Below are 11,821 nucleotides of genomic sequence, written 5' to 3' on the forward strand. Positions count from 1 at the left end.
CGAGGCGGTCGGCGTGGTACATTTGGTCATGGCGGTTGATGCGGTTGATTCTTGTGTAGGAGCTTGAATTATAACCGATTTTCAGCCGCTTTTTTCATGTCTGATGAAATATCCGGGCTAGGGCGCGTTAACAATTGCTAATGGGAAAAGATCCGATTTAGCATCATCGAATTTGGATGAATGATAACTCGGTTGATACTGCGTGATGACCAATGGGAGAGGATCGCGCCTCTTCTCCCCGGCAAGGCGACCGATCGTGGCGTGACCGCCAAGGACAACCGCCTCTTCATTGAGGCGGTCCTTTGGATCGCCCGAACCGGCGCTCCCTGGCGAGACCTGCCCGATACCTTTGGTCGCTGGCACACCGTCTATATGCGATACAATCGGTGGTCAAGAAAGGGCGTCTGGCAGCAGATTATCGACACGCTAGCCGATGATCCCGACCTGGAGCAGTTGATGATCGATGGCAGTATCGTCAGGGTTCATCAGCATGGGGCGGCAAAAAAACCGCTCAGAACACGGAAGCCATGGGCAAATCCCGTGGGGGATTGAGCACCAAGATACAGGCCGCCGTCGATGCCCTCGGCAACCCGGTACGGTTCATTCTGGCACCCGGCCAGGCATCGGAATATGGTGTCGCCCCCGCGTTACTGGAAGGCTTTTCGCCAACAGCGGTACTGGGCGACAAGGGATATGATTCCACGGCACTGAGGGACATGATTCGAGCTATGGGCGCTGAACCGGTGATTCCTCCGAGGAAAAATCGCCTGGAGCGCCCGGAAATAGACTGGCACTGCGACAAGGATCGCAACCTGGTTGAAATATTTTTCCAGAAAATCAAGCAGTTCAGGCGGGTGGCAACCCGCTATGAGCGATTGGCAAGAAACTACCAATCGCTACTATGCCTTGTATCCGCCGTCATATGGCTAGCCTAATTGTTAACGCGCCCTAATCATCCTCGCCGCGGCAGGATCCGCCCGGCAGCCATCAGCTCGTCGGGGTCGAAGAGCTTTTTGAGTCCATCGAGCAGCTCACGCTCGAGTCCGGCCAGGAAGGGGCGTTGCTTGACTCGTCCGATGCCATGTTCGGCGCTGATGCTGCCTTCATGGGCATCGACGAGATCGAACAGGAGTGCCTCCAGCTCATGCAGCAATGCTTGCTTGGCGTCGCGTTCGACGGGCGACGCTTCCGGGGCGCGACTCGGAGCAGCTGATATCAGAGCCAGGCTGGTTCGGCTAGCGCCGCATCCAGTGACGGCGTGGCGAGCCCATACTGCCGGGCCATCTCGACCACCGGGCGCAAGCGCCGCTCCAGTTTGGTGTGGTGATTCTGCGCGATGTCGACGAGCCGATGATCGAGAAACGGATTGGCGAAGCGTTCCAGCGTGGCATCGCGGTAGGCGATTAGTTGCCCCATGGGTAGCCGTTGCGTGGCCAGCGCTGGCAGCACTTCGTCGTCGAATACCTGTTGCAACGACTCCAGCAGCGCGGGTGTCGCCATGGCCTCGCGCACGAACTGCAGCCGGTCGAAGCCGCCGCGTTGCCAGTGGTGAACCAGAAAGCTATGCGCCAGATTGAGAATGTGCAGCTTGCACATTGCCCGGGGCGCCAGGTCCTCGACGATCTCGACATCCGCATGGCGGCAAGGAATTGCCATACCGGGTTGCCGGGCGATCGCCCACAGCGCGTAGGGTTCGGCAACGGCACCGAGCGGCTCCAGCGCAGAAGAGACGATGCGATCGACCAGCGTGTCGACCCATACACAGCGAGTTTCTAGCCAATCGAGGAAGGCATCGGTGTTAGCCTTGCCGGCGCCATCGCGCCGGGCCAGTTCGAATACCAGCGCCTTGAGACGCCGAGCGTTGTGTTCGATCAGCTCGCAGGGGAGCAGGGTCAGGCCATCGCCGCCGGCATCGAAACGGGCACGCAGCAGTTTGGTCAACTTGCCGGGGAAGCTCCAGGGGATCTCGGCGAGGCTGGAGTCGTCGCCGATGGTGTAACCGGTGTCTCCGGTGTTGGATACGACGATACGGGCCGATTCGACCATGTGGCGCTCCAGCGCCGGCCATTGCTCGGCGGCGATCAGGCAATCCGCCACGCTGGTGACGCTCTGCTCGGTGTCGATTCTCTGGGCGTTTCGATAGCCGCGGATGCGTACCGGATAGTGTCGACGCGCGGCCAACAGGCGTGCCTTGCGCTTGCCTTCGTCGCGGTTGGAGCTTTGCACCACCAGAATCCGATCCTGGCTTTCGCCGGCGGCCAGCGACTCGCTGACCAGGGCATCGACATGCGCGAGCAGAAAACGCCCGGTGCCGAACTGAACGATGCCGGCACGTTGCGAGTGCCGAATCGTCACAGCGATACTCCCCGCTTCCAGGGAATGAAGTCATGCTGCGAAAGCCGTTGCGCGCGGGATTGGTAGCGGCCCGAGGCGGTGTCGATACATAGCGTCAGCAGGGCGTCGGCGAGCTCACCGATTTCGGCCTCGCCGCGCACGATCGGGCCGGCGTCGAAATCGATGACATCGTGCATGCGCTGGGCCAGATCGCTATTGCTGGCGATCTTGAGAACCGGCGCTATCGGATTGCCGGTGGGCGTGCCGAGCCCGGTAGTGAACAGGATGAGATTGGCGCCGGAGCCGGCCAGGGCGGTGGTCGATTCGACGTCGTTGCCGGGCGTGCACAGCAGGCTGAGCCCGGCGTGGCGGTGCGGTTCGGTGTAGTCGAGGACATCGACCACGGGGCTGTCGCCGCCCTTCTTGGCGGCGCCGGCTGACTTCATGGCGTCGGTAATCAGGCCGTCGCGTATGTTGCCGGGCGAAGGATTCATGGCGAAATCCGCGCCGACGGCGGCGGCATGCCGTTGATAGGCGTACATCAAATCGCGGAAGCGCGCGGCGGTGCGCTCGTCACGACAACGGGCGATCAGTTCATGCTCGACCCCGCACAGCTCGGGGAATTCGCTGAGCAGGCCGCTGCCACCCAGCGCTACCAGACGATCCACGGCGCTACCCACCAGCGGGTTGGCCGAGATGCCGGAGAAACCGTCCGAACCGCCGCATTCGACGCCGAGCACCAATTGGCTCAGCGGGGCCGGCTGGCGTGTGACACGATCGGCGGCGGCCAGGCCGTCGAAGATCGACGTCAAGGCGTTGCGAATGAGCGCTTCCTCGCTGGGGCTGGACTGCTGGTCGAAGACGTCGAGCGTCTTGAGGCCCTGTGGGTCGCGCTCTGCCACGGCCTGCTTGAGCATCTGGATCTGTGCCTTCTGGCAGCCGAGGCTGAGTACCGTGGCGCCGGCAACGTTGGGGTGGCAGATATAGCCGGCCAGCAGCCGGCACAGCGCCTGGGCATCGTCATCGGTGCCACCGCAGCCCAGGGTGTGGGTGAGAAAACGCACCCCATCGACGTTGGGAAAGGGGCGTGGCGTCGTCGGTGGGGCTTCATCTGGCGTGGCGTCATCTCCGTTCAGCATCTGACGCGCCATGCGCTTGTAGTCACGGTAAGGATCGTCGCCCAGCGCATCGGCGACGCACTGTCGCAATACGTCGATATTGCGGTTCTCGCAGAACACCAGGGGAATGACCAGCCAGACATTGGCGGTGCCGACACGACCGTCGGGGCGGTGGTAGCCCTGGAAGGTGGCCTCTTGAAAGCGATCGACGTTCGGCGGCGTCCATGAATGACTGCCGGGGCGAGTATCTGCGTTACCGGTGGCGTGCTCGACATTGTGGGTGCCTATCAGGCCCCCCGATGGAATCGGCTGGGTGGCCTTGCCAACGACGACGCCGTACATGGTGACGCTATCGCCCGCCGAGAGCGCCTCCAGTGCGAACTTGTGCTTGTGGCGAACGTTATTCGCCAGAGTCAGCGTGTGGCCGTCGATCTCCACTTCGCGCCCGGCGGGCAGGTCCGCCAGGGCGACGCCGAGGTTATCGTCGGGATGGATGCGCAGGCTGACGCGCAGCGGGCTGTCGGTTGCGATCGAGGGGCTCATGAGCTTGGCTCCATACTATCCAGCGTGACCATCGCCTTGATCACGCCATTGGCGGGGTCACACCATTGCGGCATCAGCCGGGGCAGTTCGGCCAGCGGGCCACGATGCGTGATCAACGGGGCGGTCTTCAGCTCGCCGCTTGCCATCAACCGTGTGACGGTATCGAAGTCTTCGCGGGTAGCGTTGCGACTGCCGAGCAGGGTCAGCTCCTTCTTGTGGAAATCGGGGTCGTTGAAGGTGATGTCCGCCTTGACCACGCTGACCAGCACATAGCGTCCGCCGTGGCCGGCGAAGTCGAAACCGCGATTCATGGCGGCGGGGTTGCCGGTAGCGTCGAAGACCACATCCGCCAGGGCGCCACCGTTGAGCGCTTCGATCTCGGCGGCTACATCGTCCTCGGTGGCATGCCAGACGGCGTGGGCACCCAGTTCGTCGCGGCACAGGGCCAGGCGCTGCCGGTTGGTGTCGACCATCGCCACTCGCGCGCCACGGCTCCTGGCGACCTGCAGCACGCCCATGCCGATCGGCCCGGCGCCTACCACGACTGCCAGTTCGTCCGCACCCAGCTGGCTACGGCGAACCGCGTGGGCGCCGATCGCCTGGCACTCGACCAGGGCCAGCTGTTCGGCATCCAGCCCCGGTGCCGACACGAGATACTCGACCGGTACACTGAGGAATTCAGCCATGCCGCCATCGCGGTGGACGCCGACCACTTCCAGCCGCTGACAACAGTTGGTGCGCCCCTGGCGGCAGGGGCGGCAATCACCGCAGTGCAGGTAGGGCATGACATAGACCGACTCGCCCAGCAATGGCGCGTCACGATCATCGCCGACCGCTATTACGTCGCCGCACAGCTCATGGCCGAGAATCCGGGGGTAGACGAAATAGGGTTGATTACCGCCGAAGGCGTGAATATCGGTGCCACAGATGCCCACGCGCTTGATCGCGACCAACGCTTCGCCAGCGGCGCACTCCGGCGGCGGGCGCTCGGCCAGTGACATGTCATGCGGTTGCGAGCATACGACGACTTGCATGGATAGGCTCCTGATAGCGCGTGGTGCGCAGTGATAGGCCCAGTGGTCAGGCCGAAATGCCCGTGAGTGCCTGGAAGCGGCGGACTCTAGCCCGCCGCCCGTTGGTTATTGGCTGGCGCTCTTCGCGGCGGCTGCCGAGGGTTCGAGGTAGGGCGTCAACTGGCGCTTGCTGGGGTCGAGCAGCCCGGCAAAATTCTCGGAGTCGACGTTCTCGGTCGTGGCCACGTGTACGCCGGTATCCACGCTGCGCGGCAGCGAGACGCCCTGAGAGGCGGCATAGGCGAACCACACCCCGGAATAGCCCATCATGTAGGGGTCCTGGACCACCAGAGAGTCGATGATCCCTTGGCGCAGGAAGTCGACCTCCAGCTCACTGGAATCGAAGGCCACCAGGCAGACTTCATCCCCGGCCCCCTGCTCGGCAAAGGCGGTGCCGGCGCCATCGCCCATCAACTGATTGTCGGCGAAGATGCCCTTGAGGTCGGGATAGCGATTGAGCAGGTCGAGGGTGTCGTTCATGGCCTTGGCGGTGTCATTGTTGGCGACGCGGTTATCGACCACCTGGATGTCGGGATACTGCTCCATGGCATCGAGGAAGCCATTATCGCGGGAGACCAGTGATTCACCGTTGGGATTGGTGCGCAGGTAGGCCACCTCGCCAGCGGCGTTACCCGATGTCCTTTCGATGCACTCGGCCAGCGCATGGCCCGCGCGTTGCCCGGCGGCGAAGTTGTCGGTGGCTATCAGCGAGGCATAACGATCGGTATTGACCTCTGAGTCGATGATCACCACCGGGATATCGGCATCGGTGGCGGCCTCTACCGGGCCGACCAGCGCATCGGTCGAGACCGGCGCCAAGACGATCGCCGTGGGCCGTCGGCTGATCAGGTTCTCCATGATCGAAATCTGACGTGCCACTTCGGTTTCGTTGGCCGGGCCGAGTTCCTCGATCTGGATGCCAAGCCGATCTGCCGCCTGGTGGGCGCCATCGAATACAGCCTGCCAGTAGGATGCCGTGGTGGCCTTGATGACCACGGGAATGGTGATCTGTTGTTCTTCCTGGGCCTGGGTCGGGGTCAGCGCGCCGAGCGCCGTCAGGGTGAAGGTGCCGAGAGCCAGGGCGATGGCGTGGTTTGTCGTTGTCCGTGTGATTGGCATGGTCGCGCTCCAGTTGTTGTCGTAATTCATTGCTGCGATTGGGTAGTGAGTGAAAATCAGCTAGGCAGCATTGCCTTGCCGTTCGCTGTATCCCGTCATGTACTTGATCAATTCCTCCTGCGTGGTGTCTGCGGATCGGGTGAGGTGGACGATCCGTCCGCGGTACATCACCGCGATACGATCGGCGACTTCCAGAATCTCGACCAGATTGTGGCCGATGTAGATGACCCCCACGCCCTTGCTGGCCAGCATGCGTGACAGCTTGATGACGTTTTCTCGCTCCATCACTGCCAGTGCGGCTGTGGGTTCGTCGAGAATCACCACCTTGGCGTCCCAGTAGAGCGCCCGGGCGATGGCGACCGCCTGGCGCTGGCCGCCGGAAAGACCGGCGACCGTGCTGGCGCCATCGGGTATATGGCTTTCGATGCTGGCAATCAGGCGTTGGGTTTCTTGAATGATTGCGCGTCGGTCTATCACCGGCAGCAAACCCAGCCAGCGTCGAATTGGCTCACGGCCGAGGAAGATGTTGGCGCCGACGGAGAGCTCATCGGCCAGTGCCAGGTCCTGGTAGACGGTTTCGATTCCTGAGCGCCGGGCTTGTTTGGGTGAGTCGAAATTGACGGGCTGACCGTCGAGGGTGATCTCGCCACTGTCTCGGCGATGGACGCCCGAGATGTGCTTGATCAAGGTCGACTTGCCGGCGCCATTGTCGCCGACCACGGCGAGCACTTCGCCGGCTTCCAGCGTGAGATCGACCCCGCACAGCACTTCCACGGCGCCAAAGCGTTTATTGAGCGAGCGTACTTCCAGCAATGACATGAGCGTATCTCCCGAGGCTTATTTCAGGCCGCTCTGGCGGCGTTTGTGCAGGTTGTCGACGTAGACCACGGCGGCGATCAGCACACCGGTGGCGACCATCTGCCAGAAGGAGTCGATGCCCAGCAGGTTGGCACTGTTGGCGATGGTGGCGAACAGCAAGGCGCCGATGAAGGTGCCCAGGATGCTGCCGCGTCCGCCGAACAGGCTGGCGCCACCGACCACCGCGGCAGCGATGGCGTTGAGCTCGTAGGCCACGCCGGCGGTGGGCGAGCCGATGCTCATGCGCGCCATCAGCAGCATGCCGGCGATGCAGGCGGCAGTGGAGCTGATGATATAGGCGAAGAACACGATGCGCTTGATGTTGATGCCGGCGCGGCGGGCCGATTCATGATTGCTGCCCATCGCCACCATGTAGCGGCCGGTACGCGTGCGGCTGAGGATGAAATGCAGCACCAGCCCGATCGCCAGCATGCTCCAGAACAGCGAGGGCAGGCCCAGCCACTCGGCACGGGCGAAGGTCGCCAGCGACTTGGGCAGGCCGAACACGCTGGTGCCGTCGCTGACCAGGAAGGCGCCACCGCGGAAAGCCTGTAGCCCGGCCAGGGTGATGATGAAGGCCGGGATGCCCAGTCGATATACCGAGAACGCGTTGATGGAGCCGATCGCGACGCCTAGCAGTAGCGTCAGGGCGATCGCCACGGGAATCGGCACACCCGCTGTCAGCAATGTGGCGCAGACCACGCCGGACAGCGCCACCACCGAGCCTACTGAAAGGTCGATGCCGCGAATCAGGATTGGAAACAGCACACCGAAGGCGATGATGCTGTCGATCGATACCTGGCGCAGGATGTTCACCAGGTTGTTGGTGGTGAGAAACGTTGGTGTGGTCAGTGACATGACCAGCCAGAGTGCCAATGTCAGGCCGAGCACCAGCGTTTCCACCGGCAGGCCCCATTTCTTGAGGTGGCGACTGAACGTCGCCGCGGCTGGGGCTTTCACTGTTCGCTCAAGTGAAAGATTGGCGTCATGAGTTGCCATTTGTTGTTTTCCTCCGTCCAGGGCGTTGGGCGCTGATAGCGCCACATTTGCGCTTCCCACTGCTGTACTACGGGGTTGTTGCGTTCCGCTTCTGCCATCGCCTCGAAACTGAAGCGTGCGTCATCGGTTTCCATGATCATGGTCAGGCGTGTACCCAGGCGATACAGGACCAGCTCCGTCACGCCGCAGTGCTCGAGATGTTCGTGGACTGCTGGCCAGATCTCGCGGTGTCGCTGTTCGTAGTCGGCGATCAGGGCTTCGTCATCGACCAGATCCAGCATCAGGCAGTAGCGCACGACAAACTCCTTGTCAGTTGGCGGCGGTCAGGGCGCGATCCAGATGCACGTAGCCGCCATCGACGAAAAGCCACTGCCCTGTGGTATGCGAGGCGCGTGGAGAGAGTAGAAAGACGGCGCTGTCGGCGATCTCGCGTGCTTCGGTCATGCGTTGGCCGAACGGGATGGTGGCGGTGATTCCGGCCAGGCGTTTCTCGGCATCGTCGAAGCTGTCGATCCAGCGTCGGTAGAGTGGCGTCATCACCTCGGCGGGGATGACCGCGTTGACCCTGATGCCATCCGCCGCGAGGCTGGCGGCCCACTCACGCGTCAGTGCCAACTGGGCACCCTTCGAGGCGCTGTAGCCGCTGGTGCCGCCCTGGCCGGTCAGTGCCGTCTTGGAGCTGATGTTGACGATGGCGCCACGGCTTTCTCGCAATAGCGGCAGACAGTAGTGCGCCATCGTGTAGTAATGCAGCAAATTGCTTTCCAACGATCGCTGGAAATCTTGAGGGCCGGCCTCGAGCCCGACCCGGTCATTGACACCCGCGTTGTTGACCAGACCGTCGAGACGCCCATACCGGTCATGAACCTGCGCGACTGCATTGCGGCAAGCGGCTTCGCTGGTGAGTTCGGTCTCGATGAATGTTGCCTGGGGCGCACGCTGCGCGAGCGCTGCCAGCCATGACTCGGGGGGCGCTTCGCGAGTCACGATGACGGGAATGGCGCCTTCGGCGGCCAGTGCCTCACTGATGGCGGCGCCGATACCCGAGCCTCCGCCGGTCACGATGAATACCTTGTTGTTCAGTTCGAGATTCATGCGGGCGTTCCTTTGGGCGATGAATGAACCGAGCGCAGGCCGTAAAGACGCTGGGCGTTGGTGCCAAACAGCGCGCCCTTGTCCACGCCTCGATCGTCAGCCCAGTCGTCGACAAGGTGAAAGACGTCGCGATACTCGCCGGCGACCCGGCATACCGGCCAGTCCGACCCGAACAGCAGGCGGTCTTCGCCGAACACCGACAGTGCAACATCCAGATATGGCCAGAGCGCCTGCGGTGACCAGTGCTGCCAGTCGGCTTCGGTGATCAGCCCCGACAGCTTGCACGCCACATGAGGCAGCTCGCCCAGCGGCGCGATGTGTCGCCTCCAGCTGTCGAACTCGCCCTTGCGCACGTTCGGCTTGCCGAGATGATCGAGGATCAGTGTTTGCCCATCGCATGCGCGGCAGAATTCATGGGCCGCTGCCAGGTGTTGCGCCGTGACCAGCACGTCATAGCGATAGCCGTGTCGCTGCAGCACCGCGATGCCGCGTTGAACGTCGGGATTGCGTAGATAATCGCTGGGGGCAGCCTCGTCCTGAATGAGATGGCGGAATCCACACAGTCTCGAGGAGGCCCACTGCTCCAATTGCGCTTCGAGCGCATCGCCGAGTGGGTCCACCCAGCCGACCACGCCCACGATAGAGCTGTCTCGATGGGCTAGATCGAGCAGGAACTCGGTTTCCTCCCATTGCGGCCTGGCTTGAACGGCAATGGAAGCGTCAATGCCGCAAGCCTGGCGCTCTTCAGCCAGGTTCGGCGGTAGATAGTCGCGTTGCAGGCAAGCCATGGTGTCGTCGACCCACGGAAAGTCGCAGGCCGCAAAGCGCCAGAAATGTTGGTGAGCATCGATACGCATGGCCACTCTCCGTGAACCGACTGGCGTTGGATCAACTCTCGACACAGCGCTGCTGCTGTTCGCCGAGGCCTTCGATGCCTAGACGCATGGTCTGTCCCGGCTTGAGAAACACCTTGGGGTCTTGGCCCATGCCGACGCCCGGGGGAGTACCCGTGGAAATCACGTCGCCTGGCTGCAGACTCATGAATTGGCTGAGATAAGCGACAAGATGCGGGACCTGGAACACCATGGTGCGGGTCGAGCCGTTCTGGTAGCGCTTGCCGTCGACCTCCAGCCACATCGATAGATCATGCGGGTCGTCGATCTCGTCGCGGGTGACCAGCCAGGGGCCGAGCGGACCGAAGGTGTCGCAACCCTTGCCCTTGTCCCAGGTGCCGCAGCGCTCAAGCTGGTATTCGCGTTCCGAGACGTCGTTGATCACGCAGAACCCGGCCACGTGGTTCATTGCATCGGCTTCGTCGATGTAGCGACCGCCCTTGCCGATGATCACGCCGAGTTCGACTTCCCAGTCGGTTTTTGTGGAGCCGCGGGGGAGCTCGACGTCATCATCGGGGCCACAGATGGCGCTCGTCCATTTGTTGAAGATTACCGGCTCGGCCGGTACCTCGGCGCCGGTTTCCGCGGCGTGATCTGAATAGTTGAGGCCGATGCAGATGAACTTGCCGACGCGGCCGACGCAAGGGCCGATGCGCGTGCCGGTCGCAACTTCAGGCAGGCTGTTGATGTCGATCCGCGCCAATTGGGCAAGGCTTGCATCCGACAGGGCGTCGCCGGCGATGTCGTCGACCTTGCCCGAAAGGTCCCGAACGATGCCCTGGGCATCGATCAGGCCGGGTTTTTCCTGTCCGCTGTGACCATGGCGTAGTAATTTCATGCAGTTTCCTTCTTGTCGAAAGGTGATGATGTCAGCGCGATAGCTGGGTTTTTTCGAGCCGCCGGGTTGCTTCAATGAGCGTCAATTTGCCCAGCCACCATCGATCAGCTGTACCGTTCCAGTGATGAAACCGGCTTCCTCGCTGGCAAGATGAGTTGCCAGCGCGGCAATCTCGGCGACATCGCCTAGCCGGCCCATTGGCTGACGAGCGACGAAGTCGGCAAACACTGCCTCGCTGGTGCGATTCTGTTGGCGGGCTTGCTCGGCGACGCGCTCGCGCAGCGAGGGGGAGTCGACGGTTCCCGGGCAGATGGCGTTGCAGCGTATTCCCTGAGTCATGTAGTCGGCGGCAACCGACTTGGTAAGTCCGATGACGGCTGCCTTGGTGGTGCCATACGCAAAACGATTGGCCACGCCTTTGACGCTGGAAGCGAGCGACGACATGTTGATGATGCTGCCTCCGCCGTTGCTGAGCATGGCGGGCAGGGCGGCACGTATGGTGTAAAACATGGCGCTGACATTGAGGCGGTAAGCGAGATCCCACTGGGTGTCGTCACACTCGAGAATCGAGCCGCTGGGCACCGTGCCGGCGCAATTGAACAGCACGTCGAATGCTGGGAACGAAGTTATCAATTCGGTGACGGCGTCAGTATCGGTGACGTCCAGCGCATGGCATTCCGCCTTTTCGAGACCTTTCAGCTTGGTGGCATCGATATCGGTAGCGATGACCTTTGCGCCTTCGGCAAGGAAACGCTCGGTGGTGGCGCGACCTATCCCCTGGCCGGCAGCTGTAATCAGAGCGGTTTTCTGGGTAAGTCGCATGGTGGCTCCTAGCCTGAATATTGCACCATTGGCGCGAGTTCGGCCTGCTGAGTGATCAGGCCAGCTCTTCATGCTGGATTCAGCAAGAATCGGTCACGTTTTGATCAATTACCCAGCGTCGAGACACAC

12 protein-coding genes and 1 pseudogene are annotated in these 11,821 nt (G+C 62.3%); 1 reads left to right on the forward strand and 12 read right to left on the reverse strand.

The features are described from left to right. The first annotated feature begins 180 nt into the window (after positions 1 to 180). A pseudogene (locus tag K7I12_RS16500) lies at positions 181 to 935 on the forward strand (IS5 family transposase). A 17-nt stretch (positions 936 to 952) separates the two neighbouring features. Here the strand turns inward: K7I12_RS16500 and K7I12_RS16505 are convergent. From K7I12_RS16505 to K7I12_RS16560, 12 genes are all read right to left on the reverse strand, one after another. Beyond that, a complete protein-coding gene (locus K7I12_RS16505) occupies positions 953 to 1,225 on the reverse strand; it encodes an FAD-linked oxidase C-terminal domain-containing protein (RefSeq protein WP_331460599.1) in 273 nt (90 codons plus the stop codon). After that, positions 1,216 to 2,355 (reverse strand): mannitol dehydrogenase, encoded by a 1,140-nt coding sequence (locus K7I12_RS16510; RefSeq protein WP_231664721.1) that lies wholly within the window; start codon positions 2,353 to 2,355, stop codon positions 1,216 to 1,218. Before K7I12_RS16510 ends, K7I12_RS16505 begins: the two co-directional genes overlap by 10 nt. Further along, positions 2,352 to 3,995, reverse strand: coding sequence for a UxaA family hydrolase (locus K7I12_RS16515; protein WP_231664722.1), 1,644 nt, complete (start codon positions 3,993 to 3,995; stop codon positions 2,352 to 2,354). The genes K7I12_RS16510 and K7I12_RS16515 overlap by 4 nt, the downstream gene beginning before the upstream one ends. Next, entirely contained in the window at positions 3,992 to 5,029 is a 1,038-nt protein-coding gene (locus tag K7I12_RS16520) for a zinc-binding alcohol dehydrogenase family protein (protein ID WP_231664723.1), read from the reverse strand. The genes K7I12_RS16515 and K7I12_RS16520 overlap by 4 nt, the downstream gene beginning before the upstream one ends. 105 nt (positions 5,030 to 5,134) lie before the next feature. Beyond that, entirely contained in the window at positions 5,135 to 6,187 is a 1,053-nt protein-coding gene (locus K7I12_RS16525) for an ABC transporter substrate-binding protein (RefSeq protein ID WP_231664724.1), read from the reverse strand. A 60-nt stretch (positions 6,188 to 6,247) separates the two neighbouring features. Continuing rightward, positions 6,248 to 7,006, reverse strand: a complete 759-nt coding sequence (locus K7I12_RS16530; protein WP_231664725.1) for an ATP-binding cassette domain-containing protein — start codon at positions 7,004 to 7,006, stop codon at positions 6,248 to 6,250. A gap of 18 nt (positions 7,007 to 7,024) precedes the next feature. Next, positions 7,025 to 8,005, reverse strand: coding sequence for an ABC transporter permease (locus K7I12_RS16535; protein ID WP_231664726.1), 981 nt, complete (start codon positions 8,003 to 8,005; stop codon positions 7,025 to 7,027). Beyond that, positions 8,002 to 8,340 carry an L-rhamnose mutarotase gene (locus K7I12_RS16540; protein ID WP_231664727.1) on the reverse strand — a complete coding sequence of 113 codons (339 nt, stop codon included), beginning with the start codon at positions 8,338 to 8,340 and terminating at the stop codon, positions 8,002 to 8,004. The genes K7I12_RS16535 and K7I12_RS16540 overlap by 4 nt, the downstream gene beginning before the upstream one ends. Before the next feature lie 13 nt (positions 8,341 to 8,353). After that, on the reverse strand, positions 8,354 to 9,139 hold the full coding sequence (locus K7I12_RS16545) for an SDR family oxidoreductase (protein WP_231664728.1): 786 nt from the start codon (positions 9,137 to 9,139) through the stop codon (positions 8,354 to 8,356). Beyond that, positions 9,136 to 9,996: an amidohydrolase family protein gene (locus K7I12_RS16550; RefSeq protein WP_231664729.1), complete on the reverse strand. Its 861-nt coding sequence runs from the start codon at positions 9,994 to 9,996 to the stop codon at positions 9,136 to 9,138. The genes K7I12_RS16545 and K7I12_RS16550 overlap by 4 nt, the downstream gene beginning before the upstream one ends. Before the next feature lie 31 nt (positions 9,997 to 10,027). Then, entirely contained in the window at positions 10,028 to 10,870 is an 843-nt protein-coding gene (locus K7I12_RS16555) for a fumarylacetoacetate hydrolase family protein (RefSeq protein WP_231664730.1), read from the reverse strand. A gap of 81 nt (positions 10,871 to 10,951) precedes the next feature. Then, positions 10,952 to 11,692, reverse strand: a complete 741-nt coding sequence (locus K7I12_RS16560) for an SDR family oxidoreductase (RefSeq protein ID WP_231664731.1) — start codon at positions 11,690 to 11,692, stop codon at positions 10,952 to 10,954. Between the last annotated feature and the right edge of the window lie 129 nt (positions 11,693 to 11,821).

The organism is Halomonas sp. IOP_31 (assembly GCF_021151495.1).
In the GTDB taxonomy this organism is placed as follows: domain Bacteria; phylum Pseudomonadota; class Gammaproteobacteria; order Pseudomonadales; family Halomonadaceae; genus Modicisalibacter; species Modicisalibacter zincidurans.